Source organism: Rheinheimera tilapiae, assembly GCF_042432165.1.
In the GTDB taxonomy this organism is placed as follows: Bacteria; Pseudomonadota; Gammaproteobacteria; order Enterobacterales; family Alteromonadaceae; genus Pararheinheimera; species Pararheinheimera tilapiae.
The window spans coordinates 2,225,505-2,251,999 of sequence record NZ_JBHLXP010000001.1; the positions used below are offsets into that span (position 1 = coordinate 2,225,505).

Sequence of the window (26,495 nt, forward strand, 5' to 3'; positions counted from 1 at the left end):
GCTTAACCGACCACTGTAAATTCTGAGTTACAAAAAGCTGAATATGCCGCCCCTGTGGCTAATGACATAGCCTCCTGCAACCATTCTCTGTCGAACTGTTGCAGTTGACTCAAAGAGAAACTCAGCGCGTGAAATGCCCAGGTCGGAAGAGGTTGGAGGAATACATCCAAGTTATAAAAAGCCACTTTTACGGGTAATTCAATCGTAAGCTTGTATGCTCGCTTTTCCACTTCACTTTGTTCACCTGCTCCCATTGACATGAAAAAGCCTCGAAGATCGATCGGCAACGAAGATACAGGCCAGCAACTATCCAAGCATTCGATTAACTCAAGGTCTCTTTTCTTAGACTGTGAAATACTCATCAAATGGTTTTGATGACGCTTAAACAATTTGCTTCTAGCAATCAAGAATTGATTTCCAACAGAAGAAACAGTGCCTTTAGAGTCTCTTGTATCCACCCAGATTCTTTTACTTGGAGTAAAATTGACTAATGCGATATCGACCAATGTATTAAAATAGGGTCCTTTTGCAGTCAGATTACTAAATAGACCGCGCTCTACTTCGGCATATAAATTTGGATCTGTTTTTTTTATCAGTTCCAATAATGGGGCATTTTTTTGTTTAATTTTATCAATAGCTTTGATCCACGCCGATATCGGTATGAGAGTCCACTCAAACGGCAAATAATCGGCCAACTCCCACACCTTGTGGAATCTGGAGGTATCTCTAAGAAGCATTAAGGTTAAGCAAGAAGGGCGCGATAACAGTCGCTTGAGTGCATGAAAATTTGCAGGCTCGATATCTTCTACGAGGTCTATCAGATCATTTAAATATGACCAACCTTCATGATCTATATCGTTTTCCATTTTTTCTAGAATACGATCGAGTGATGAGAAGTTAATAGTACGCTTGTTACCCTCTTGCTTTAGATACTTAATCGCATACTGTATCGAGTCTTGTTTTAGAGGTTCATTAAAATCCGTGATGCCTTGAGAACACTGAAGTGCTGACTTTAGAGCCTGTCCGAACGCACCTAAGTTATCTATTTTCTTGCGTACAACCGGAACGTCAAATTCAATCAATGTCGGTTTAAAGTTTGTTTGTCCGGGCCCCCACAGTAACCATCCGCCATATTCATCAATCTCTGGTAGCTTTGCTTTTACAAAATCTCCATCCTCAACCAGAAATTCTAAATCTGGAGTGTCCCGGTTAAGATCCCAAATTGGTGTCAACTTTAACTTCAACTGGTCAAGATGCTTTATCAATAGAAGAGTTTTAGGAAAGTAAACGAATTGGCCGCGAATTTTTGGTAGATACTTAAATCTATACACTAGAGGTATGCGGTTCTCCAGAATTTCGTTTTTAGCAAAGAACGATAACCTGACAACATGTTCCGGAGTTGAACCATTGCGGAAAAGTCGACGCACTAAGTTAGCAACAGCTCTCGCAGGAAGAGTTTTACTTGTACCAGACGCGGAAAGATTCATTTCTTGAGAAACTGACATGACAACTTTGTCATCGGCGAGGAGATCAACTTTAACCCGGGTTTCAGATGTGTCTGGTTGAAACTTGAAAGTACAGTCAATGAGATCGTCAGCTGTCAGACATCCTAGGTCACATTCTCTATAAACATCCCCCGTCTTTGTCAGCAAAGATACCGCATTAAGTGCAATGGGCAATCTGAGTCTTATTGTATTATCAGGGGTATCTGACCAGGAGATACTGAATTCAACACTGTCAACTAGAAGATCAGTTAATCTGATATCACAAAACTTAAAGCCCGCTATGAGTTCGGGCTCAGCGGTCAAAATTGCACTTTGACCAGGAACTAAACCAACATGGGCATTTTCCAAACCCCGGAATTTTACTTCAAACTCCCCTTTTCCATTGTGAATTAGTTCTGCCAAAAACTCATCGTGAAGATAGACGCATTCATGCACCCAAACAATTTCGCCTTCAAGGACCCTAACAACAGCACCTGTTCCCGAAGTAACCGTATTACTAAAATAGGGAATCCTCGTACCATTGGTGCTCACCCAAAAATATTCTTCTTTATTTAAGGATGCACCAGGCTTTGATTCATCAATTACTAGATTTGGTTTACCAATGTATACCGGTTTATCGGATATAACATCTACCAACTTTTTCCCTTTGACATTTACGCAGTCTAGATTCAGTTGGCTAGCATCGGTTCGAATATGAAAATGGCCAAAAGTTGATGGTATTTTTACATGGCCGGATATTTTGTAGACGCTACGTTCACAGAAGCTGACTTTACCCAATAGTCTAACTTGAGAGGATGGACTGCATTTCGCCGGTTCGCAGTTACTCACAACAAGCACTGATGCTAATCTGTCACGAAAACTACCATGGCCTAAATAATTAAATTTTTGTTCGTCAGCGTCAAAAATCCAAGGAGCACGATCGTCAAACGACTCGCCGTGGCGATAAGTATTGCTCCCAATAAGTTCTCCATCAGAATATAGCTGATACTTGAGCTCGCCTGCAGCCAACGCGCCAACTATGGGACGTACGATCTCTGAAACTATCCATCTTGGCGCAGCACCAGTTTTATAACTAAAACTGGCCGCTCTGGATCTGTGGCCGTCTCCGGTAATAGTGATTAATTCAAAAAAGTTTGGAAGTGAATTTACTCCAAGAACCTTATTTAGGTCTTCGGGATGAATTGTATGGTTTACATGCACCTCACTAAACAAATTGAATTCGTCGGCGTTTTGTCGGAGATAACGCTTTAGTCTGACTGGGTTCTGTGAACGTCTAACTACTTTGCTAGTTTTCTTTAGCAGTGTGTTTATCAACCTGCTAGCTTCTTCATCAATAACTAAAAACGGTAAGTTATTTCGCCAATTTGGATTCTTCATGTCCAAAAATGCGAGAGGATCAGACGTCTCGTAAAGATGAAAACTATCTCTAAGTTCGAAAAGGTAACTAATTAGCGATGAAGCTAGTTTAGAAAAAGACTTCTGCTGTAAGGTTTCAGGTAAGCTGGACAATTTGCTCTCAGCGATTTCATCAACTGTGAGCGAGTGGACGAACGTTGCATAATTATTAAGTACATCTTCAAAATACCCCATTAGGTGTGAATGAGAGATGCCAAGTAAATCCGCTCGAGGAAAACCTCCATGGCAATACAAAGTATCAAGGTATCTATAATTCTGAGTGTGGTGTATTTTTATGCCGAATTCTTTTAGACCTGCTCTAATACAGTCAAGTATAAGGGCGCGGCTACTGGTGTTGTAATCTAAGCAGATGCTATCCGTAACAGGTTCCCAAGTAGGACGAGATTTAGTTTTCCGCTGAAGCCAAGTTGCGATATAAAGAACAAGTGGCCGTGATAAGACGCTCAGATGCTTATTGAAAAGTAAGTTAGTATTGGTCGTTGAAAACAAACGTTGTAAAACTGTTTGGAGATCTTCAAGCTCACTGTCTGTGATTTTGTAAGCCCACAAAGGGCTACCAAAAGGCACGTGTTGCCTGCTCTGAAGAACCGATGCCGTCCACAGTTTAAGTTGTTCTACCACAGCCATTTTTTTAAATCCTTTTAAGCACTTAACTTTAATGTAATGTCTTGGCTATAGAAGCCCCTCACCTCACACTCAAGTTGTAATTCCTGCCACTTCTTCCGCCGCGAGTAATTCGCTGCCATTTTTGGCGGCATCAACTCGACCAAGACCTGATGAACTCCAAGTCGCTTGATGTATTTTTTTAGAATGGCCTTATCTTTGTTTTCCTCTGCCACCATACCGGCGTAAAGAAACATCAGAATAAACTGCACCTCACGCGGCGTTTCATACTGCATCGCGATGTTAGTTATGTAATTGACTACACCACAATTTATGTCAGTTGTCACTAATTTGAACACAGTCAAAAAGTCCTTATATAACCAAAATCGCTGAATGCTGCCGGTATACTTCTGCATCAAACTAAAGACCTCTTCATCACGCAATGCATGCGCAAAACCATTACGAATGTGGTAAATGCACCAAAAATCGAACTTGCCTTGAGAAAAGACTAATTGCGTTCCATCAAGCAGTGTTGCAATCTCCGACGATTGTTCAGCAAAACGTTGCGTGACGACAAATGCCATAACTCGTTCCTCCCCCCTCTACTACTGCTGACACGCACTAGGCTTAAGCAGCCACAAAACGACTGCATTTGTGACCATTCGTTTGCCGTTGTGGTGTGCTGCACAACCGGTCGCCAGCACAAAGAACAACGACACTAAAAACGAAAGAGGACTGAACGCCACAGCTACCGCCGGAACGGTTTGGACACCGACCGCCAGCAGTAGCGCGATGAACATCGATACCACCATACTGTCTCGCCACTGCAAAAACGCTTTATGCGCGCTCTTTACCAGAGGTGCATTTTGGTGAGGATGGTAGATATTCTGGTACCACACACGGTTTTGTTGCTCTTCCGTTACGTTTAGCTGGACCAAAGGCAGGATCTGCTGTTTCAGTCTGAGCAAGTCGATGCGCTGGTCATGTTCGGCGAGTTGCAGGAATCGGTGGCCGGGTAATGCGTTTTTTCGTCGCAAAAAGACCAACTGATGCTTAACTGACGCTGGTAGCAGGCTGCTAAACAGCGCTGCCACCAACACGATCAGACTCACCACCACCGTATCTGGCGAAAATACTTCAATTGACGACCAATCGAAACCCGGGTTCGACAATGCGTATGCAATCGATACCTGGGCAATCACCACTAAAGCAAGCGTTGGCAAATTCTGAGTTTTAAGAGAAATCCAAGCCATGGTTATACCTCCTCCTCGTAAGAGAAGTGGTATGGCTCAGGAGTTAATGACGACCAACCTGCCCGTCCAGGCGAATTGTGATAGTGCATAATGCCTTGACCACGAGTGACCAAAACCCGGGCTCCGCGATGATTAAAAGCATTCAACACCGCCTTTCTTGGGTGCTTTGGTTCGCCGGCTTTGGCAGTAGACGCTATAGCCATGACTGAACGCTGCTCACCATGCGGCACGGGCTCACCAATCAAACGGTTTAATACCGTTGGCCCAATATTGCGTTTGCTACCATGATGTGGAATTTGAATCAGCTTCAACTCGGCACCTGACTGACAGCCATCTATTTGGTCTGCAGCATGTGCTAAAGCCTGAATACCGGCATCCGCAGTGAACACCAGGCGCTTGCCATCGACAATCAGCTGGGTGATCACGCTCGAGTTGTTTTTTGACGACGTTTGACCGTCGTCTGAAATATGGTCTTCGCCCCAGTTTGCAAAAAATTCTGTGACTTTTCGCAACGCTGATGTCAGCCAACTCTCATTGGAAACTGCCCCCTTGTCTGCTCGGGCAGGCATACCATCAAAATCAGGGATCAATGCTTCATAATAAGACTGGCTGGGGCCCAACACTTTGACTGCCCCCGATTTATCAGTCAGCCCAGTGAATGGCTCTTTGAGCACTATACCTTTGCGGTTCGCCAGTTTAGCCAGCGACCAGGCCCGCTCTAAGTTTTGTTTTAAACGCTCGCCAAGGCTTGAATCGGTTAAACGGCCATCAGCAAACTCATCGGCTAAGTTTTGGTTATGCTGCCATGGCTGATGCAACCACAGCTCTTTGACATCGAGCTCATTTAATAACGCCTCAAGACCATTGATGTGGTCTTGATCCGGATGGGAACTGATGACAAGGTCAACGGTATCAGTACCAAAGTGCGTGCGGATATGCTCAACCAATTCAATACCGGTATCGCTAAAACCGCCATCAATCACCACTACTGTTTGCTCGTCTCGGCGGCCATGCAAATTGCCAAACCGAATGGCAATGGCATCGCCACTTTTAGACTCGCTGCCTACACCTAAAAAATCTACTTCGTAACCCATTTTGTATCTCCTATGAAATGTTGGTCACAGGAGATAATTCACGAGGCATGCCATCAGATATAAGCGATATGAATCATGTAGATAGCTAGAAATTCATCATCCAAAGCCATTATAAAAGTAAAACTAATTACCGAAATATAATTATTAATACCACTATGTTCGGTATTACCTTCCGGAGTAATCTCAACGTAAGGTAATCAATAAAAAGAACTAGGATGGCGGTAGATTCGGGTGAGGTCTTACAGCATTTGAACCAAACTAATATCGAACTCCCTTTTTTAAGGTTAATTAAGAGGGCGTTACGGAATTTATTTTCAGTGCCTTCCAGCCCCATTTGTCTTTTTTCTTATCGTAACTTTTTATCGCAACTCCAGATACTTGATTGCCTTTTTGTATATTGTGATGTTTGACTGTATTCGCATCGATAAAGATACTTGAGGAAGTAAACCCCAGACCAGCATCAGAAACACTGCATATTTCTTCAAAATTTTTTACCAGAGATGGATCTGCAGTAACTGACGCACGTGCAATGCTTAATACCATAAACTTGCCACCGTCCTGAGGCATTTCGCCTTTTATTGCAATAACATCACCAGTGCCTAAGTTTAAGGCTTTTAACTTTTGCTCACTGACAGAGGTCTCATATGGATTCCCTGAACTACTCATTTTAAAGATTATTCGATATTTCTTTTTATTGGGCTTGTCTTTAATAGCAAAGCTTTCAGCGACAACACCAATAAATGTCGGATGATCCCTATAAAGGACTGCCTCAGCACGGCCAGCGGCATCGGAATAAAAGGCTACGTTAGTTTTGGATGCATTTGTTTCTTCAAACCACTGTTGCTGCATAAGCTGCAGTGCTTCAGGGCTAATGTTATGACCAAGATTTTCGGCAGTACGTTTGATCTGTTCCAGCTCACATTTAGCAGCTGATAAATTACTCTTAAACAGAAACCAATGAGCTAATTTCAATCGCAGCTTTGCTACATAAAGCTCATCAGGTTTAAGTGCCAGCGCTTTGCCGTAAAAATCCATTGCTGAATCGTCTTGCAACTGTTGTTTGATATCACCTAACAGCTCCCATATCCAATACTCTGACATCTTTTTGCCAGCAATAGCGACTATAAATTTGAAAGCATCATCAGCATAACCCAGCAATAACAACGCTTTTGCTTTGTAGTATGTTAACCAAATAGGATCGACTGAAGTTGTTATGGCTTTTTCTAACACCGGTAACGTTTGAGAGATAAAGTTTGCGTCGCCCTGTTGTATTGCTTGTTTAAACACTTTTAACAGTAATTTTTCGGCTAACGAAGGTGAGACTTTACCAGTTGCATCTTGGTGATAAGGCTGGAAATCCTGCGCCTGTAGATTTTCAATCCCCCAGATCCGCAAAAACGCCACTAAATTGAAGTTATCTTCTTTAGCTATCGACACAGCAATTCGCAGCATAGACGAATGCAAAAGAGATGGCCTCTCAAGCTGTAAATTGAGGTAGCTATTTAATAATTTTTTAACTGCCTGAGTTTCTGGCTTTTCTTCTTTAAGTTTAATACTTGCAACGCGGTACTGTTCCCACCCGATTTTTTGCTTAATTCCGTGGTCATCAGGACATAAACGAAGTGCTTCCAGATACAAAGATAAGGCCTTTTCGTGGTCCTTTGCTTTACTGGCAACGATAGCCTGCTCCACTATTGGTGCAGCAGCCGACCCGAGCGTTTTCACCGCTGCAACTGATTTAAGCAGTATTTCATCGTTAGGAAGGCCGATCGAATTCAACGTATTTAAATATTGACTGGTTTGATCTGGGGTATTGTGCTGCGCACTTTTTTTTATCAGATCAATCAAACACCAAGCTGCTGCACGTTGGTTCCATTCATCGTTTGGGTTTTCATCTAAAAGATGTTTCGCCATAGCAAAAGCCTGCTCTAATTCGCCCGCCTTTCTAAGTGCAAACACATCCTTGGTCGAAACACTCATTATTTAATCTCCGATGCGAACATCGCTTCTACGTCTTTACTTAAAGCGGGCGAATTAGTTTTAGAAGTTACACTGGCATAGCTTTTAATTTGTTTTTTGCTGTTATAGAAAATACTAAAAGTTGCTAATTCTTCTGCTCTTACAAAGGTATATTCTTGGCAATAGTCACGTGCTTTTACGGTCAAAACTCTAAATGATTGTCCGGCACAGCTCGCCTCTATGCGCTGATGGAAAATTTCCAAGAATGGCTCGGGCAATTCAATAGGGTTCTGATCGCATTGGATGTTCACAGCAAGAGGTCGGTCAACAAGTACATTAAGCATTGAACTAATCTGGGAGCTCGCTTCGGTGAGCTGTGCGCTCTGTATCTTTGTAACCTTATTTTTTCCAGAGTAATGCACATTGATGGTTAACTCAGTTTGCTGGAACTTAATCAGATAGCGTTCCTGATACTGTTTATGATCAATCCACAGCACCTCTGCACCAACATTCAGCAAAATTTTTTGAATTTGTTGGAATAAGGTAACCAGAAACAACTCACCAGAAGGAATACCAAAGTCTGTTGCTTGTTTTTCTGTGATATCAGACTGTGGTTCCATCACTGCCACAAAAGCAGTATCTAAAGAAATTTCCGCCTGTTGGTTTAAAGAATTCATCAATGGCATTGAGTTCGATGCTGTTGCCGACTCATGAGTCATAGCGTGTGCAATTGATTCAGATTGACCAATCCAGCCAAAGTCTTTTTGAGATGCTTTTTTGATGCCTGAGCCTATCAAAATATGAGGTTCATCAAGCACATATAACGTTTCTTTAGTACGAGTAATTGCAGTATACAACCATCGGAAGTACGCTTGACTGAGTGTCGAAAATTGTGGGGCCTTGCATTTTACAAACACGTGCCGCCATTCACTACCCTGGGCCTTGTGCACAGTTATGGCATAACCATATTTTGCGCGCAGCGCATTAAAATATGGATCAGACATTAAGGCATCTTTGAACTCCTTCGAGCCTTCACGAAGATAAGAATTCCGCATCTTAAAATCAACATACAGAGCTTTTTGTTGATCAGAATTTAAAGTACCATCTTCAGAATTAAGCAAAGTTTCAATAATCTTGCATTGCAGCGAGATTACGGTATCGCTTTCTGTTCTTAACGAAAATTCAACACCACGAAATAATAAAGGAACTATTCTGGTTTCAAGCAGGCCGCCATTGTTTTTTGATTTTAGCGGGATAGACCTTAATTCTGGTTGGGGATCGCAACTGCGGACATAAATAAACTCACCATTTGTAATTAAATGTCCAAATATCTCGACATTTTTCACAACTATTAGCTTATCTCTAGGCTGTAAGGAAGGGCTGTTTGGAAAAAACTCTTCCCTAATTCGATCGTTATAATGCTTCACATCAGCATTAGAACCACTAACGATAATCGCATCATTACTTACTGATTTGTATTTACAAGCATTGAGAAAAGCCGGAACTAGTTCTTCTGGTTTGATATTTTTAATGTCCGGGAATTGCAACTTAAAATCCAGTTGGTTAAACACACCTGTTGCCATCGTTTCACGGAGCATGATTGCATTCGCCATAACGCCAGAGTCGGCCTGTTGCCTTACAACTGTTGTAAGCTCATAACTCATGCAGTCGACATTAAAGCGTTGTTTCAAATAATCAGCATCCAGTGCTGGTGACGTTGCCATTCCAACCGGCGGTAATTGGGCAGAATCGCCAATCACAATTAATTTTTTGCAGTGGTCATTATGATCAAGGTTAATGAATTTCATCATGTCAGTGAGCAAATAACCCGTACCAAACCTAAAAAACTCGTTTTCTTGATACGTATCTGAAATCATTGAAGATTCGTCGGAAATATAGACGGAATTATCTGGATTCTCGTTAGCGCGCAGAAGTGAATAGTATTTGAATGTTTCAGAACCATCCACACCCGGCTCTTTAAACTCGCGAATGTCCTTAAATGAATAAATGGTACGATGAATTGTAGATGCTGGACTCCCCGTTTTTTGTGCGATAACTCTTGCAGCTTTTCCGGTTGGAGCCATCAAAGTGTAGTGTCTGCCGATAGTGCGAAGATATTCGGTAAGACCCTTCGTAATAAAAGTTTTCCCTGTTCCTGCGTAGCCTTTGAGTAGAAAAACTTGTGGTTTGGGTTCACGTAAAAACTGTTCCAGAGACTGCACTAGGGCAAGCTGATCTTCATTCAGCTCAAAATCACTATAAGCATCAACCAAAGATAAATGAGCGATGGTTGTAGATGTTTCTAGATCAAACTGTTGTGCCGCGGCATTATTTGCTAAAGCAAATTGCGCTTGTAGCGCTTCTAAATTTTGAACTGAATTGGCAAGGCGATTGATATCGGCTAAAGCCTTTACATGTTTTTCTTGCAATATTCTTAATTCTAATTGGGCTGCTTCAAGTTCAACAGAAGACGTTTTAGACTCAATCGGCATAACCGCTTCGGAGTTTGTTTGCGGCTCTTGATAGTCCGGTATCTCCCTCGCCATCTCAGGAAAATATGTACATGCAAACCACTTGGATACCAGGTAAGCCTCTTTGAGCAACCATTTCGCGTCGCTACGACTGATTTTTTTACCATGAGCAGCTTTATTCCCATTAATACGTAATGCATTAAGTTTTAGGAGAATGCCTTTTTCGACTAACTTTTCAAATTGGGGATTTGTAAGTCGTTGGTAAAAGTCGTCTTTAGACTCTAGGTTAATCCCTAGCTCATGGTAGAGATGATCAACTAATTGTTCAGAAAAACAACGCAATTTCACCAAGCATGCTTGCGGATCTCGCTCGACATACTGCTCTGCGCCTCGGGAGAAATTGTATAAATCAGTGAAGTTGTGTTGCAAAAAATCGAAATTCGAGACCATCTTCTTTCCCTGAAAAACAACTGTTGAGGGCCTTGTTTGGACCTATTTTCATATCAACGTTTAAGATACACGATTGAATTAATTGGCGCTAATAGCTGCTGATTTGATTCTGCTGGTTCTGCCTCAGATTGTTGGGCCGTTTGCTTTGATGAGATAAGTAACTGGCAATATGTCAGCAGCGACTCTACCGGTATCACCTTATCTTTGCCTTTGTTGATGCGTTTTGGCTGGCCATTGAGATAAATGGCTAACTCTAGGGCTACCTCAGGCGTTAGTTCTTCCCGCCTGGTTTGCTCTAAAGTCTGAGTGACCCACAGCCCTGCGTCACTAATGTGACCATTGATACTTAAGTCAGTGTTTTTCACCCAGGCAACGTCAAAGTTCAGCTGACTTAGTCTGTCTAACAGCAACGCGATATCACTACGTGGCATGTATTCAAGTACTCGCAAACTTTCAGCAAGCACCCACTGCCATTCCATTGTTAGACGCGCTGAAAGCTCATCTACCGTTAACTTCAATACTACGGGAAAAAACACGGTAAACCGGCTACTGGCTTCGACAGCTATCAGGGTTTTATGCAGCGAACCATAACTGTTGTCGATAATATGAAGCTGCCAACACATTTGCGTGCTGCCACTTGTGACCGTGTTCACGCCTACTTGCTTGCCTGGCTCGACTGGTAAGCGCGGTAAATCAGCTTTAAGCCATTTGGTCAGAAAATTTGTAGCACAGAGTTGTAATATTATCTTAGTCTTCAGTTAAGTAGGCAGGATCAGTAGAACTGAGTTTGGAAACACACGGCACGAATGGTTGAGCATCGTTGTAATCTCGAGTTGCATTATCTACTTGTGCTCTATTCATTGTTCGCAGATTTGTACTAACAAGACGCTGTTCGTGAACTGAAGGCTCAATAAATCCCCGGTCAAAAATGACACCGCCTCTTTCAGTAAACAATAATCGCTGATGCAACTGGCCAGTACCGCCGTCATTTAGGACAGACCAGATCAAACGGATGTTGTCGGGTAATAGCCTGGTAAGTTGTTGAAAATGTGCCTCAACCAAATCTCTAACAGCTGCTTCCTTACTGTAAATTTCAACTACACATTGCTTAGTGCCAATCACGCCAAATAGTGATCGCAATACTGCTGTAACACTAGGTTTAGTGGGGCACGCGTAAGGGTCAACCAAACGGATTCTTGATGATGCTGATAAAAGAGGCGCCACAGGTTGAATAAGAGCTAGGGCATTGCGTGGAACATCAATAGAGCCGAAACTTTCAAAGTCTATTAACTCAAGCTGCTCCAGCGATGGCAGATGTCGTGGCGGAGCATTCGTATCACTTCCGACAATACTGTAAAACGGTTTTTGGTCGTTGATTGCATGGGCGGCCTGAACCCAATTATCACCAGCATAATCTCGCCCTGATTTAACGACAGCACGATCTCTAATGGTTGTTAACAAAGCGACCATTCGCTGCTTTTGAATCTGGCTTAAATTGCCGGCAATACGCTGATCAAGTAGAGCAAGCCAATTTTTGGGGAAAGCAGAAATCAATGTGCCCCGGCTGAAGTCAAAGCTAGATTTGAGTTGCGCCAAATTATCGAGCGAATTGACCTGTTCCGGATTTACCGCAAATTCTGCAAACAGCATCAGAACAACTCCTTGCCCCGTTCTTCAAAAAAGCCATTGGGCCATGCGGTGTCGAAATCACCATCAGAGGTGATTCCAATAGGCCTAATGCGAGTCTCTCCGTCAAAAACCTCACAGAAAATAATCTGGGCCAGCTTGCTATCAAGTGGCAGGCTGGCATCCTGACTCTCTCGAATACGCTTTAACAAACGTAACACCATGTGCTCGCTATGCGTCTCAACCAGGAATAGCTTATCTGCACTGTACTGATTGGTTTGAGTGAGCATTAAATCCGCAAGCTCCACTTGCCAAGCCGGATGCAAGTGAAGCTCTGGCTGTTCGATGCTGATCATGCCTACATCTGGTTTAACCGCGGCAACAACAAATGGAAAAATTTGTGATACACCTGCGCCCACCTGTGATGGCAACAACGGCATTGCACTGTTTGAATCCGCGAGCGCTACGCCGTAGCCAGACGGTGACTTTAAAAACTGATAAGGGCAATTAAAGTGATTTTTGTACCAATCATTCACTTCCTGCTGCAGCACTGAACTGCCAAAAGCAAAGGCGTCCCATCCTGCCTCACCGTTAAACCAACGTGGTTTATCTGGCGATCTTTTTGCCACAAAGCTTCGATTTGGAATGACGCGCAGCGGGCCGATATGAATAAGCTGCTGTAGTCTTTTGCTGAAATGACGTAATGGTGCCAAGACGGTATCCGCAAAAGCGCATTCAGTAATGATCCGACCGGCTAGCGGCTTTTCGGAACATATAAGATCCCATTCAAGTGGGGCATCTTCCAACCCAACCCGTTCGTCGACATTCAACAAAGCTTTATACGGAAGATTCAATTCAAAAGGACCGACATCTAAAAATGGGGGGAATTCGTCGTCATCCCTATCACCTATGACAAATAGCGCTAAATCTTGTAAAACCTCAATTGTGACTGACTTTTTCCCTGCCGCCGCGCTTAGAGAACAGAATAACTGATGGTTTATCGAGACACGGCTTTGCTTAACGAAAGCTCTGTTCTCAAACTCGCTATAGCCAATATCCATCTCAATCGCGTAGTGCATAACCGGTGCACTTACGTTAGAAATATAACCCTCACACACATTCGAGTCGGAATCAGTCATGAAGGTGTTATAAAAATCCATTTTGGGATCAAGGCTAAAAGTAACGCCCAACGTGATAGTTTTCGATAGGTCCTTGCCATTCACCAGCTCGGAAAAACCACCCAAATAGATATGTTCACCCGTTATGGTGGAATATTCTGGGTCGGCGTTTTTGTTAACCAACAACTCATATAAGTAGAAAAATGCATGCAAGATACTGCTTTTGCCAGAGCTATTCGCACCAAACAACATGGTGACAGGCGCCAGAGGTATTACAGCCTTACGGCGGATGCCTTTGAAGTTTTGAACGGTAATAGATTCTAGTTTCATGCAGGTTCCTTATCCGCCATAAACCGCTTCAAGCCGTTGCAGCAGCGAATCTTTCACGCTGCTGACAACCTCCACATTCATCCGAGCAGCGACCAGGCTTTGCAAAGTAATGGCGGCTTCAATGTATTGCTTTTGCTCGGCGAAGCTAAAACGTGGCCAGTTGCTGGCGTTCTTTTTGCCGTTGTGGGTCTTGAGCAGCAGTTGCAAATTATCTGGGTGGTGTTTGCCTGGTGTTTTGGGGTTCAGTAAAGCCGAAGCATGGTCTACTTCAAAATCCAGCCCAAAGTAAGTTTTCAGTTGGCGGCTGATGGCTTCAAACTCGTCGACACGATATTGCTCGGCCACACTCAGCTGTTCACTGTCGCGTTTAATGATATCGATACGGCGAAGTGGTGCTAAGTCTTCTTCCACCTCTTGCGCTTCATGTTCTTTTTGCTCAACGGCCGATAAAAAACGCACTTTTTTCGGCCGCTCGCTGGCATCAACTTCGACCGAGGCACCAAAACCACCGCTGGATAAACGAGAACTTAAACGTGCGGCAATTTCGCGAAGACCAGTGGTGTCATTTTTCTGCTTGGCAGCTTGGGCGTCGGCAGCAACCAGCAAGTCTGGGTAAACCTCGGCAACCTTGCAAGCCCACTCAGAGACGGTTAGCCAGTCAGTTGTTTGACTAAGTGCTTGTAGATATTTGTCATTTATTGATAATTGAGCATTCATAATCAAGGAGACACGAATATTTTTAAATCAACATCATTGTTATTGGCAATTGAAATCCAACTATTTATTAATTGATAAGCTTGCAAAGTCTCACTCCTAGCTAAAGAACCTGCCTTTAATTGTGTCGAAAAGTCTTTCAACGAAAAACTATTAGCCGCCACTATCCATATTTCCTTGGTTACGGCACTAGAGCGTCTTCTTTGCGAAATTGTTTCCCAGATCTCATCCAACTTAGCTTCACGAGCCGCATCAGAACTAGCTGTATATCTCGTGCCACCCGCCAACCTAATCCTTTCAAACATCTGCAACTTAGCTACACTAGACGGCCATGGAGATGATAATTGGTTCCAATTCCCAGGTTTTAACATTTGATTGTGAGTAAGCAACATTTCAATATTCTTAATTGCTTGAGAACCAACTTCGGCTAAAGCACCTGCTGATGACTGAGGTTTAGATGAGTCACCACATTTAACATGAACGTAGATCAACTTACTTGCTGATGAAATAATAAAGTCCGCGGGTTCAGTGCCCATATCCGTGTTTAAAAGAATATCAGCACCCGGTACAAAAGGTCCAAAAGGGCCTAAGTCTTTTAATGTAGGATTGGGAAGACTGTAAGATTTTATTTTATCTAAAAGATAAAAAACCGAGCTCTGGCTAAACTCTTGATTTACAACTTGGTAGACACCTTTAAGCGGACCTGTCTTGATCAGACCTTTCTCATCTAGAGCTTTATTTAGCAGCTCAGGTAATGCAATAACAACTTTGGCTAAGTTCGATGTTTGAAAGTCGAATTCATTTATTATAGGTAGCGTTAGTTGATAAAATTTTCCATCCGAGTATCCGACACCTTTATTAAGTAAAATTTTATGTATTTTAGTCATTAAAAATCTGGGTATATCGGGCACGTAACAGCCATTAACATCAAGATATTTGATAACTTTTTCGGTCACAATTTCAATATAAGGTTCTTCTGAAATTAGTTTTATTTCAACTTTAGAATCAGGCACGCCCTCTACAAGTAAGAGACCATTATTATAACCCCGATAATGGAAAGTATTATCGATACTGTAATGATTACCTTCAATTTCTAATTGAACTGGTGAGGGAAAATCGAAAACAACACTTTGAATGCTTAAACTTTTATCTACGGGGATAGGCTTTGCAAAAGAATCGATTAAGTTGCTCCTCATGTTCCCGCTCGTTTTAAAAATACTATCTACTGTTTCTAACCATTCATTTAATTCGCTAAGGCTAAAGGAGTTTTCTTTTTGGTCAGAAATCCGTCCTGAATCAACACCGATATAGAAGCTTCCTGATTTTGCATTCGTTCCATCATAAGTGTCTAAAATTGCTGTGGACAATCTGTAAGAAGCATTCATTTGCGGATCGGCACCCTGATCTAAATTACGCCCTTTAATTGCAATATTTTCAGGACGTAAATTCGCAGTGCTTATAGATCTGCTACTCGCCTCTCTTGTCTTTGCGCTTTTTCCTAGGTTCAATATTTTGAATAAAATTTCTTGCGAGACAGCAGAACCTAACGCAAGATCGATGTCATTATTAAAACGCCTACCACGGCTATCGAATATAGCTACCACGCCGTTAGACAATAGTTTGAACAGCGTCACTTCCAATGAAGGTTCAAATAAAAACTGATTTCTTAAGAATTTTGACCGGTTAAATGCGATTGAAATGACTGAATGAATACCCGAAGAGGAAACAAAATTTTTTGCTAACTCGCCTCCGTTATTGCACCGCCAATACAACATATCGGAAAGAAGCTCGGCAGTGAAACCTGGTATTGTCTTTAAGAAGCAAATGGAAGCAGTAGGTATTATTAACGAATCATCAGGTTCAAATGAATTGAGATCGAATTTAGCTAAAAATCTATTACCATAGTAGCTAACGTCTGGGAACGCGTTCAGATATAGCTCTATCAGTTTATTTGCATCTAATGAATCAATGAACTTCTTTACGGCTGCTTGGCTGTTAAGTGATGCATCAAAAAGTCTGTAATTAAGCCACATTTTTTCATTTGCATCATTTGCGATCTCTATGACTTTCGGCTCAATGTCACCAAAAACCCTGACAACACGCCCTATTGTTTGCACTAATTCTCTACCACTGCCAACAGGGTATGTAAGAATCAATAACTTGGCTTGTGGGATGTCCACACCTTCATCAAGCTTTCGCTGATGAATAATCACTTCAACCTTTGAGCCTTTTAGATTTGCAGGAACTGAAGACTTAGCGTTTTCACGCTGATCACCGGCGTATTGGTCATGAATAGCAAGAACGTTAAAGTCATCATTTAATTGGGCATAATAAAATTCGACGTCTTCAAATTTGTTGCACTTAATTATACATTTTGTGGTCGGATGTTCGTTCAAAAAAATCCGAATGCTGTTACTCAGCTGATCGGCTTGGACGGATTCGAAGGTAGGTTCTTTTAAAACGCCATCTGCCAAAGCTTTTTCAAAGGTATAAATAAAACTATAATCAGCACTGATATCGAATTGAAAGAGATCATTACGGTAAGGCGTTGCTGTAATGACAATTTTGTGCGCATCCAGATCTCTGACCAAGGTGCTCCAAACGGGTGATGGTTCAGCATGTCCTTCATCAATAATGATTAAATCGATGTTTTTCTTGAGTTCAGCTAACTTAACAGAATCGAAAGTACTCAGTTTCTGAAATGTAGAAACATAAATACCATTAGCAGACGTGTCATCTATATTGCTAAAAACTTTCTTTAATTTAATAGATTGACCCGGCGCACGCTCACGAAAAAATTTACCGCGAATTTCTGTGAACAGCTGATCGCATACTGCTCGGCGGTGACAAAGAACAAGCGTTTTCTTTTGAGTCGCTTTGTGACTAACTACGCTTATAACTCCTGATTTTCCTGCACCAGTCGGTAAACTGATCAAGCAAGATTTCAACGCCTCATCAAAAGGCTTTCTTAAATAACTCAATGCCGTTTGTATGCTCTCTTGCTGGCAATACCTTAAACTTTGCCAAAGCTGGGCATTAATCGAAAAACCACAAATATTCATTTACAACATCCTTGTCTTTCTTTTATAGCTGGCCAGAAAAGGCTTTTTCACTTAATGCATCGAAAAGATCATTATTTGCTAGATTAGCTAACTTAGCTTTTAGATTCATATTCTTTTCGGCAATAGCAAAAAAATCTTCCTGAATTTTGAGATTTGGTAAGGGAACCATAAAACTCTTGATATGCTTCATGTTTAAAAATGGTTGTACTCCAGCTGAGGCAATTTCAAGCATCTTAGGCTTGTAAAATTTCAGGTAAAAATAGAAATACAATTTGTTTATTTTTGACAAATCCAGTCTAATTCTGCAACTTCCTGTAGTAGAAAGAACCGCTTCATGGAATGTCGCTGGGAAAATGCATACATTGCCTATGGTCCCGACCTTTGTTAGTACTATGTCCCCTGGTAATACTTGGCTTCTAATAACTGACTCATACTTTTCTCGACTCATAAACTTCAAGTCATCAGCATTAAAAAAACCATCTGCAGTAACATTTTTTGTTCTAATAACAGGAATTTCTCCATCTTCGATATAGTCGATTTGCGTATTAATGCTAGAACCAAAGGGCCCATCAACTAAATCGTTTTTATTTTTGATGAAAAATTCGAGTGGCTTAACCTCCCACCCTTTTGGGTTGGTGACTGGGTCGCCGAACATTTGTAGGAAGACGGCGCGGAGGAAGTCGTCGGCTAGTTGGATGGCTTGTTGGCGTTTGCGGCGGATGGCGTCGGCTTTGTCCAGTATCGCAGCAATCCGTTTTTGCTCGGCTAGTGGTGGGAGTGGGATTTCACTATCCATAATAATTTTGTCAGAAACAGCTGGATAATTTGCCCCCGTTGCCTTTTTAACCATATCCGAGATGAAAGACTGCGTTTGAACCCAATAAAATAAAAATCTACTGTCTAGTTTCTGGGCATTAGCACGAAGCACGCAATACCCTGTTGATGCAGTTGCACCACAGAAACTCTCACTTACTAACGCCACACCATTCAGATTAGGTCTGACAGTTGAGACGAGAACATCGTTAGCTTTTACAAGTTGCCTTGCACGACTTGGGGCGTCGCTAGGCAAAATTGAAACTACTGAGCTCAGATCAATTTCTTTTTTGTCCTTATCAACAGAGCTCAAGTCAATATATAAGAACGAGTCTGTATCAGCAGATTTGAGTGGGTTCCATGACTTAATTTTTTCAATACAGGACCCGATTTTCACCATCGGCCAACTCACAGCATTTCCTCCAGCGCTTTTAAATCCGCCAGAATGTCGTTTTCCAGCGCGACTAATTTACTGAGGATCACTTTCGGGTCGTCATACTGCTGTTCGGCGTACACCACTTGTTTATAGCGGTTAATCGATAGGTCGTATTTATTGCCGACGATATCGGCTTTACTGACCCAAAAGGCTTTTTGGCTGCGATCGTTTTGCGCGGTTTCGGCAATGGCTTTATCACGCTTTTTAAATTGAGCGACCAAATCTGGTAAGTCGTTGTCTTTAATTGGCGTGCGCTTGTCATCCAGGCTCATGCCGTCAGCTTGCACGTCGTAAAACCAAACGTGGTCGGTGCGTGAGCCTTTGGTGATAAACAAAATCGCAGTCGACACACCAGCGTAGGGTTTAAATACGCCCGATGGCAACGACACCACCGCTTGCAGCTCGTTGTTTTCAATAATGTGCTGGCGCAGTTGCTGGTGGGCGTTGGATGAACCAAACAACACGCCGTCTGGCACGATAATGGCGGTTTTGCCACCGTTTTTTAGCAGGCGCAGAATTTGCGCCACAAATAACAGCTCGGTTTTTTTGGTTTTTACCATGCGCAAAATGGCTGGGTCGACGTCTTCTTCATCCAGAGAGCCTTTAAACGGCGGATTGGCGATACACATGGTATAAGCGTCTTTACTTTGATTGGGGAAACGCTCTGTAAAGCTGCCGCTCAACGTATCCTGATAATGCACGTCAGGTTCAGTCACACCGTGCATCACCAGGTTCATGGCGGCAATGCGTAGCATAGTGGCGTCGAAGTCAAAACCGTGGAACATATCAGTGTTGACGTAATCGCGGTGTTCCACCAGCAAGTCACCACTGTAGATTTTGACTTGCTGCGGCTCGCCGTTGTCGCCTACCACAGTTTCGGTATGTACGCCTTCGGGCGAGGTGTATTTTTCCAGCAAATATTCGTAAGCCACTGTTAAAAAGCCGGCGGTGCCGCAGCTTGGGTCGACAATACGGTCTTCGACTGTGGGGTCGAGCATTTCAACCATAGCGCGGATAATATGGCGCGGGGTGCGGAACTGGCCGTTAATGCCGGCGGTGGTGAGTTTGCTCAGCAGGTACTCGTACAAATCGCCTTTGGTGTCGCTGTCTTCCAGCGGCAGCTTATCAATCATCTCAACGGCCGATTCCATCAGCGTAGGCTTTTGGATCATGCACTGGGCGTCTTTCATAAACTCGGCAAATAACGAACCTTCGCCCGAGGCATTTTTAAAATGCGGGAACACTTCGTCGCGCACCAGCTTGAGCATGGTGTCTTTGTCCTGGTGGATAAAACGGTGCCAGCGAATATGTTGCTGGTCGTCGTTAAAGCGCCGTTTAAAGGCAATGCCGCGCAGCTTGGCGCGTTTTTCGTCGCGCTGTTCGTGTAAATCTAATAAGCGGGCGTACATCAGGAAGGTGATTTGTTCTATCACTGTCAGTGGATTCGCGATACCGCCGGTCCAGAACTCTTCCCATAACTTGTTGATATCGCTTTTTAATTTACCAGTGATCATAAAATCTCTTTCTTTAAATCTTCGTGTTGTTTAAATAGGTTTTAAAGCCCGGCTTGTTGTCTGGCCGTCATATCGGCTTTGCTGAGCGGCACTGGCAACTCCAGCGTTTTCAGTAGTGAAAACACTTCATCTTCTGAACTGCCCAAAATGCCGTCATAAATGGTGTTGTAAGGCGCCTGATCTAAATCGGCCATTTTAATGCCGCCACTGCGGGCAATATGGCCAATTAACATATCAATCACCCGCAGCGCCTGCGGCGGCATGCGGTGTTTTTGCAACAGCGCGGTAAAGCTTTGTTCGATGTAGCTGGCATCCATGCCGACAATACTGCGCAGCAGCTTATCGAGTGGCTCGCTGGTATCCGGATAGAAGGTTTTCAGCGTTTCAATATCCAAATCGGCATACTTGGCGTGAATGATACCGTTTAACTGGGCAATTTCATCTAATGTAACCGCTTTGCCCTGACGAATTTTTTGAATAACCGGGTTGGTGTTAAAGATGGGCTCAAGCGCTTCCTGGACTTTTTGCTGATAAATTTTGTAATCCACCGTGTGGATATTGGCAGCCCGGGTTTTGTACTCGGTGTGCGCGTCTTCTTCTTTCACATCGGTGTATTTGGGACCGGGGTTTGGCGGCTGAATTTCACCTTCAAGCAAATACATGATGTCACGCAAGGCTAAGCGGTGCTGTTCTAACTGGGCGAATGTGATGCTTGGCCAGTTATCGTTATTCATCAGAAATTTAATTTCCACAGCCTTAGCCTGTACCTGCACCACGTTTTTCGGCAAGCGCTCCAGCACGCTTTGCACTTCAAACTGCAACTCGCCGATGCCTTGCGGGTTTTTAATCAGTTCCATTTGGGTTTGCGCGATCAGGCAATCCCAACGGAAGGCCTTACTTTGGCCTTTGATTGGCAACCAATCCATTAACGGCGCAATATTGGCTTCCAGCATGGCTACTGTGGGTTTGGCAAATTGTTTGAGCAGTTTCAGATCTGATAACTGCTCCACTTTGGCCCAATGATCACGCACGTTGATATTGCGGGTATCAAGTGACTTGATGTCTTGCTGCAGCAGTTTGATGGCAGTATCAAACTCGGCCAGTTCGAGTTTTTTTAGTGCCGTTTCAGCAAGTTGCAGGCGCAGCTCAAAGCGTTTTTGCGCCAGCGACTTGCCATTGGATGGCTCTACTTCTTGGTAATGAAACTCGAAGTAATCAAAGTTATTCCAGTGGTCGAAAATCAGGAAACGGCTTTTGTCATTACCTTTGCCGAATAAATCTTTGCACAGGCGTGTGCCGCGACCAATCATCTGCCAGAACTTCACTTTGGATTTCACGGGCTTGGCGAACACCAAATTGACGACGCTTGGCACATCAATGCCGGTGTCGAGCATATCGACAGAAATAGCCAGTGTGATTGGGTCTGGCAACGTCGGATCGGCGGCCTTTTCTTCTTCGGTGATTTTAAATTGGTCGATTAATGCTTCCGCGCGGTCTTCCTTTGAGTGGATAACTTCACAGAAACTTCTACTTAGCTCCGGGTACATTTCGTCGAACAGTTCTTTAAGCAAACGGGCGTGGTCGATGCGGCGGGCAAAGATAATCGACTTGCCAATTAACTGGTTGTCTTTATCTTTAATGCCGTTTTGCATCAGGTTACGCAGCACTTTGCGGTTGGTGTCTTTGTTAAGCACCGCTTTGTCGATTTCGGCCGACTCAAACTCAAATTCATTGGGATCTTCGCCCTGCGCTTCTAACTCGGCAATTTGCTCGTCAGACAAAGAGCGCTGGTTCATCCCTTCGCGCATAAATTTGGTGGTCATGGTGACAATTTCAAATGGCACCAAATGACCTTCTGCTATGGCTTTTTCCAGCGGATAGTTGGCCGTCGGGTCTTTGTAATCACAATCAAACAAATTACAGGTTGAGCGCGACACCATTTCTACCGGTGTGGCGGTTAGCCCTACTTGCAAGCAGTCGAAGTACTTAAACAAGTTACCAAACACGTTGTATATCGAGCGGTGCGATTCATCGGCGATAATCAGGTCAAAGTAACCAACATCAAAGCGTTCATAAATGCCCATCATGCCTGGGTAAGTGGCGATAAAGACTCGCGCGGTGTCCTGGTATTTCTTATCGCTTTTGCCAACCACATAAGGTTTGACGCCCAAGAACTCGACAAAGGCTTTGTCCGCTTGTTTACGCAGCTCTTTACGGTCACATAAAAACAGGATGCGCTTCACCCATTTGGCGTCCATTAAGGATTTTGCCAAGGCAATAGAAACACGGGTTTTACCGGTACCGGTGGCTTGCACGACTAAAGCCTTGCGGCGTTTTAGCTCAAAGGTTTCGTGCACACGAGAGATGGTTTCCAACTGATAACGACGGCCGGCAATATTGGTATCTATCGCTACCTCAGTTAGCTTTTTCTTTTCAATGCGCTGAAACTTCACTAAATGCTGCAACGAGCTTTTGGAATAAAAACCATAGATTTTGCGTGGTGGGTAACCTTGCACGTCATCCCAAATGTAGATGTCATGGCCGTTGGTATAAAACATCACCGGGCGCTGGCCGTATTCTTTTTCTAACGCATCGGCGTAATCTTTGGCCTGCTTTTTACCGATCCGGGCGTCTTTAGCGGTTCTTTTAGCTTCAACAACCGCGAGCGGCAGGCCGTCGTCATCCCACAGTACATAGTCGACATAACCTTTACCTGTCTCAGTAGGCTGGTGCTTAACTTCAACTTCCTGACCGACTTCATCGGTGGATGTGTTGTTGTCAGAAACGTCCCAACCTACCTCGCGCAGCTCCATATCAATCAGATATTTGCGCGTTTCCGCTTCGTTAAGGTTTAAGGTGTTGGCAACCGTTTGGCTATTGGTGGCAAAGGCTTCGAACATCGGCTCATTGCGCACTGCCACTGTTTGTTTGGCGGCTGCCAGCAGTTTTTCATTGGCTTGTTGCTGGCGCTGCAGCTCTTCCATCGCTTGTTGGTATAGCTCTTCTTTTTGTTCGAGCTTTTTCTTTAAGCTGTGGGTTGGTGACACATCTGCGGTGAATTCGATAAAAGGCGGGATCACATCCGCTTTGGCTTGGTGGTAGCTGCAATAAAACCAGGCGCCTAACTGATAACTCTGTTTAACCGCAAACACAGCATCTTTATCGGTGCCTTTGTTTTCGTGCGCGGCTTTATTACCTAGGGTTTTGATGGCGTGAAATTTGTCGAGAATGGCAGCGCCTGCCAGCTGCTCAAAATCAGTACAGACTAGCTTGTCGTGAAAAGTGGCTTTTGGCAGGCATGGCAAATTCAGCGCGTGGTAAATGAAGTTCACCATAAACTCGCCGTACGAGCGCAGTTTAATCAATGCACTTTGAGGGTCACTAAACGCATACTCTTCCGCATAAGCGCCAAAATCAGCGAGTTCAGGCCAATTTTTTCGTAAAAACTCAAAATTCATCGATTGCTTCATTCCACAGTATTCCTTTTTCCCTATGGGCAACTTTGGTGCCAATGCAGTTTTATGCTGCTGGTAGCATTATTTTTCAGTGGCTATTCCTAAACGCTTCATCCAGTTAGTCAGCGTTTGATGGTCTTTTAACCCAAGCATTTGGGTCGCGTGTTTCTTCACGTTACCACTGGCTTTAAGCGCTGCTTCGAGATACTTTTTCTGAAAATTATCAGTGAGTTGCACTATATCTACTTTGTCGTGAAATGTTAAGGAAATCGAAACATCTTCCGTCACAGTTGGCCTTGCCAACATCGCTTGAGAGAGTTCCTGCCGGCTAACAACAGAACTGTCTGACCACAAAAACGCTCGGTTTAAGGAGCTCCACAGTTCGCGGATATTGCCGGGCCATGGCTGCTCACAAATAAATTTTATTCCATCTTCGGAAATTTCTTTACTTGTATAAGCAGGATGCTTGGCACCCGCCTTATTAATTTGCGCGATCAGCTGCGACACAATCGCTGGGATATCCGCCAGTCTCTGTTTTAGGGATGGTAACGTAATAATGCCAACCGCCAGCCGATAGAACAAATCTTCCCGAAATTTACCTTCAGCAACCAGTTGCGGCAGGTTTTGATGGGTTGCAGCAATCACGCGGACATCTAGCGTTTTGGTTTCAGTGTCGCCTAAGCGGGTCACCTCCCCCTGCTGAATGGCGCGTAGTAACTTCACTTGAATATCCAGGCTGAGCTCACCGACCTCATCGAGAAACAAGGTGCCGCCATCGGCTTGTTCAAACAGACCGGGGTAATCTTTATCGGCGCCAGTAAACGCTCCTTTTTTATGACCGAACAAAGTCGAATCAACCAGCGTTGGCGCCAGAGCACCGCAATTGACGGTTTTCATCGGTTTATCAGCGCGGAGACTGGCTTTATGAATGGCTTTAGCCATTTCCTCTTTACCGGTGCCGGTTTCGCCGAGGATTAATGCTGGGACTTCCGAGGTAGCGACACGTTTGGCTTTGGTAACAACTTGCTGCATTTCGGACGAGAGAGCAGTAATGGATGAAAACGCGTCGGCAAGTTTAGGGCTCGCCACAGCGCCGGAGGCCTGGTTCTTTGCAGCGGAACGGATGTACTCACGACCAAAATCGAGTGGAATATCTGCGGCAATTAGCTCGTTATCTGGAGACACCTGGACAAAATCTACATTACTTTTGCCCTTGCCAACCAACACGGATAGGACAGTCATGGCTGGTGTGCCTGACGTCAGATTGATAGTTAATTGGTCCGCTTCATCGCTTAGTTTCCCGATCCATTTTTCAGTTTCCCGCGCAATGGTTGGATAATCAATTGGGCTTTCGATATGAGCTTGTTTCACAGCGACTTCGGCAGCTGGCCTTCCAGCGATTGCCAGTCGCTTTTGAATGAAGTTTTCAAATTCACTCCAAACTTCCTCCCTCTGGTTCGCCAAGATGACAATTTTATCAAATGGAATTTTTGACTTCACGGCTATAGAAGCTATCGCTGCAAGTCTGCCCTCTGACATGTTGTCGATATCTTTGGTACCAAGCCAAGTAAGAAGAATGTGCATTCGGTGGGTCCATCACTCAAGTTGGGTGTAAGAGATATTACCTGAAGCTAAAATTTTTACACGATTTTTGAACCCGTTCTTCTAACATGTTGGCATACAGCAAACGAATCTTTCGGTGCTTTCGGCTTAGCCTTGTCCAAACAATCAGTTTAGTTTCTATAAAATCGCACAATAAAAATGCGACCCGCAAAAACAGATAGCGGATCGCGAAGTCGCCCAGTGTTACATCATTGATGTTGAAGTGTATGAGGTGAGTTTTTCATCTAACTCGCTCAACTGATTGACTAACCTGTATACGTTGTCGCATACGTCCTCTAAGTGCGTATCCTCGTTAAAACGAAAAGTGGTTCCGACAACTAAGCGGTCATTTGAACCTTCAGGTATCACCAACAAGCCCGAGTATTCTCGCACAGCATGAGCAAGTGATTGGTGGTGACGATTGAACATCATGGTAAAGCCAAGATGCTGTGTTGGCGCTGTTGGAGCAGTCCAACACTTGGGTTTAGAGCTATACACAACCAGCGATCCAAATGGCATCGGGACTTCCAGCATAACGCCAACGTCAGGGTTGCTGGCCACGGGGCGAAAACACATGTTAAAACGAGCAAGCATCAGGAGGGTAAAAACTTTTGGGCTGATACCGATGATGCTGTCCTCGAACGGGTCGTTGCCGCCAATGACGCCTGTACGCGCGCCTTTGAACACCAAAAAGATATGTTTGCTGAAGTTTTCCATTTCCTCATCGTGACTAAAATAGCTCAGGTTAAACAACGACAATGTGTCGTCTTTCATCGTTGGAATGTTCATATGTTTCCCCTTCTGGTTGAATGAACACACCGATGAAAACACAGAAAAAAATTGACGCTACAAAACGGAATTTGGTGTTTGCCAGAAAGTAAAAACGGTGTTCGGCGACAATTAGGATGACCGCTTGACAACAATTATATTGACCGGTTGAGGGGGCTCACTAAGTACCTTGTTTCATGACTGAATCCCCGTACAAGCAACATTTGAACCGCTCGTACAGGGTTATTTTTTTCATTTAGCATTTAAATTTTATAGCTATGAAAACAAATCAGCTTGGGTAAACTC

General features: G+C 43.7%; 16 protein-coding genes. All 16 read right to left on the reverse strand.

Features of this window, described 5'->3' with window-relative positions:
• Nucleotides 1-2: 2 nt before the first annotated feature.
• The 16 genes from ACFFJP_RS09660 to ACFFJP_RS09735 all read right to left on the reverse strand — a co-directional run bounded on the left by ACFFJP_RS09660 (nucleotide 3) and on the right by ACFFJP_RS09735 (nucleotide 26,210).
• Nucleotides 3-3,548, reverse strand: a complete 3,546-nt coding sequence (locus tag ACFFJP_RS09660; protein ID WP_377242843.1) for an STY4851/ECs_5259 family protein — start codon at nucleotides 3,546-3,548, stop codon at nucleotides 3-5.
• A 14-nt stretch (nucleotides 3,549-3,562) separates the two neighbouring features.
• On the reverse strand, nucleotides 3,563-4,108 hold the full coding sequence (locus tag ACFFJP_RS09665; protein ID WP_377242845.1) for a DUF7004 family protein: 546 nt from the start codon (nucleotides 4,106-4,108) through the stop codon (nucleotides 3,563-3,565).
• A gap of 21 nt (nucleotides 4,109-4,129) precedes the next feature.
• Nucleotides 4,130-4,777 (reverse strand): hypothetical protein, encoded by a 648-nt coding sequence (locus ACFFJP_RS09670; protein ID WP_377242847.1) that lies wholly within the window; start codon nucleotides 4,775-4,777, stop codon nucleotides 4,130-4,132.
• Between the two features lie 2 nt (nucleotides 4,778-4,779).
• Complete coding sequence (locus ACFFJP_RS09675) at nucleotides 4,780-5,871, reverse strand: ComEC/Rec2 family competence protein (protein ID WP_377242849.1); 1,092 nt, start codon at nucleotides 5,869-5,871, stop codon at nucleotides 4,780-4,782.
• A 288-nt stretch (nucleotides 5,872-6,159) separates the two neighbouring features.
• Nucleotides 6,160-7,851 carry a DUF7017 domain-containing protein gene (locus ACFFJP_RS09680; RefSeq protein ID WP_377242851.1) on the reverse strand — a complete coding sequence of 564 codons (1,692 nt, stop codon included), beginning with the start codon at nucleotides 7,849-7,851 and terminating at the stop codon, nucleotides 6,160-6,162.
• Nucleotides 7,851-10,751 carry an ATP-dependent DNA helicase gene (locus ACFFJP_RS09685; RefSeq protein ID WP_377242853.1) on the reverse strand — a complete coding sequence of 967 codons (2,901 nt, stop codon included), beginning with the start codon at nucleotides 10,749-10,751 and terminating at the stop codon, nucleotides 7,851-7,853. The genes ACFFJP_RS09680 and ACFFJP_RS09685 overlap by 1 nt, the downstream gene beginning before the upstream one ends.
• Before the next feature lie 53 nt (nucleotides 10,752-10,804).
• Entirely contained in the window at nucleotides 10,805-11,404 is a 600-nt protein-coding gene (locus ACFFJP_RS09690) for a hypothetical protein (RefSeq protein WP_377242855.1), read from the reverse strand.
• A gap of 94 nt (nucleotides 11,405-11,498) precedes the next feature.
• Nucleotides 11,499-12,401, reverse strand: a complete 903-nt coding sequence (locus ACFFJP_RS09695; protein ID WP_377242857.1) for a hypothetical protein — start codon at nucleotides 12,399-12,401, stop codon at nucleotides 11,499-11,501.
• Entirely contained in the window at nucleotides 12,401-13,825 is a 1,425-nt protein-coding gene (locus ACFFJP_RS09700) for an AAA family ATPase (RefSeq protein ID WP_377242859.1), read from the reverse strand. Before ACFFJP_RS09700 ends, ACFFJP_RS09695 begins: the two co-directional genes overlap by 1 nt.
• A 9-nt stretch (nucleotides 13,826-13,834) precedes the next feature.
• The gene (locus ACFFJP_RS09705; RefSeq protein WP_377242861.1) at nucleotides 13,835-14,431 is read right to left on the reverse strand and encodes a hypothetical protein; all 597 of its coding nucleotides are present in this window, start codon (nucleotides 14,429-14,431) and stop codon (nucleotides 13,835-13,837) included.
• A 113-nt stretch (nucleotides 14,432-14,544) separates the two neighbouring features.
• Nucleotides 14,545-17,601: a DEAD/DEAH box helicase gene (locus tag ACFFJP_RS09710; protein ID WP_377242863.1), complete on the reverse strand. Its 3,057-nt coding sequence runs from the start codon at nucleotides 17,599-17,601 to the stop codon at nucleotides 14,545-14,547.
• 22 nt (nucleotides 17,602-17,623) lie between these two features.
• On the reverse strand, nucleotides 17,624-18,826 hold the full coding sequence (locus tag ACFFJP_RS09715; protein ID WP_377242865.1) for a restriction endonuclease subunit S: 1,203 nt from the start codon (nucleotides 18,824-18,826) through the stop codon (nucleotides 17,624-17,626).
• Entirely contained in the window at nucleotides 18,823-20,364 is a 1,542-nt protein-coding gene (locus ACFFJP_RS09720; RefSeq protein ID WP_377242867.1) for a class I SAM-dependent DNA methyltransferase, read from the reverse strand. Before ACFFJP_RS09720 ends, ACFFJP_RS09715 begins: the two co-directional genes overlap by 4 nt.
• A 41-nt stretch (nucleotides 20,365-20,405) precedes the next feature.
• On the reverse strand, nucleotides 20,406-23,834 hold the full coding sequence (locus ACFFJP_RS09725) for a DEAD/DEAH box helicase family protein (protein ID WP_377242869.1): 3,429 nt from the start codon (nucleotides 23,832-23,834) through the stop codon (nucleotides 20,406-20,408).
• Nucleotides 23,835-23,900: 66 nt separating this feature from the next.
• Nucleotides 23,901-25,403: a sigma-54 interaction domain-containing protein gene (locus ACFFJP_RS09730; RefSeq protein ID WP_377242871.1), complete on the reverse strand. Its 1,503-nt coding sequence runs from the start codon at nucleotides 25,401-25,403 to the stop codon at nucleotides 23,901-23,903.
• 222 nt (nucleotides 25,404-25,625) lie between these two features.
• The gene (locus tag ACFFJP_RS09735) at nucleotides 25,626-26,210 is read right to left on the reverse strand and encodes a hypothetical protein (RefSeq protein ID WP_377242872.1); all 585 of its coding nucleotides are present in this window, start codon (nucleotides 26,208-26,210) and stop codon (nucleotides 25,626-25,628) included.
• Nucleotides 26,211-26,495: the final 285 nt, after the last annotated feature.

What these genes read in the sequence shown, in the direction of transcription:
- ACFFJP_RS09670 (WP_377242847.1), bottom strand. Translation starts at nt 4,777, where the DNA reads ATGGCTTGGATTTCTCTTAAAACTCAGAATTTGCCAACGCTTGCTTTA.
- ACFFJP_RS09665 (WP_377242845.1), bottom strand. Translation starts at nt 4,108, where the DNA reads ATGGCATTTGTCGTCACGCAACGTTTTGCTGAACAATCGTCGGAGATT.
- ACFFJP_RS09725 (WP_377242869.1), bottom strand. Translation starts at nt 23,834, where the DNA reads ATGAAGCAATCGATGAATTTTGAGTTTTTACGAAAAAATTGGCCTGAA.
- ACFFJP_RS09735 (WP_377242872.1), bottom strand. Translation starts at nt 26,210, where the DNA reads ATGAACATTCCAACGATGAAAGACGACACATTGTCGTTGTTTAACCTG.
- ACFFJP_RS09730 (WP_377242871.1), bottom strand. Translation starts at nt 25,403, where the DNA reads ATGCACATTCTTCTTACTTGGCTTGGTACCAAAGATATCGACAACATG.
- ACFFJP_RS09710 (WP_377242863.1), bottom strand. Translation starts at nt 17,601, where the DNA reads ATGAATATTTGTGGTTTTTCGATTAATGCCCAGCTTTGGCAAAGTTTA.
- ACFFJP_RS09660 (WP_377242843.1), bottom strand. Translation starts at nt 3,548, where the DNA reads ATGGCTGTGGTAGAACAACTTAAACTGTGGACGGCATCGGTTCTTCAG.
- ACFFJP_RS09700 (WP_377242859.1), bottom strand. Translation starts at nt 13,825, where the DNA reads ATGAAACTAGAATCTATTACCGTTCAAAACTTCAAAGGCATCCGCCGT.
- ACFFJP_RS09685 (WP_377242853.1), bottom strand. Translation starts at nt 10,751, where the DNA reads ATGGTCTCGAATTTCGATTTTTTGCAACACAACTTCACTGATTTATAC.
- ACFFJP_RS09720 (WP_377242867.1), bottom strand. Translation starts at nt 20,364, where the DNA reads ATGATCACTGGTAAATTAAAAAGCGATATCAACAAGTTATGGGAAGAG.
- ACFFJP_RS09695 (WP_377242857.1), bottom strand. Translation starts at nt 12,401, where the DNA reads ATGCTGTTTGCAGAATTTGCGGTAAATCCGGAACAGGTCAATTCGCTC.
- ACFFJP_RS09675 (WP_377242849.1), bottom strand. Translation starts at nt 5,871, where the DNA reads ATGGGTTACGAAGTAGATTTTTTAGGTGTAGGCAGCGAGTCTAAAAGT.
- ACFFJP_RS09680 (WP_377242851.1), bottom strand. Translation starts at nt 7,851, where the DNA reads ATGAGTGTTTCGACCAAGGATGTGTTTGCACTTAGAAAGGCGGGCGAA.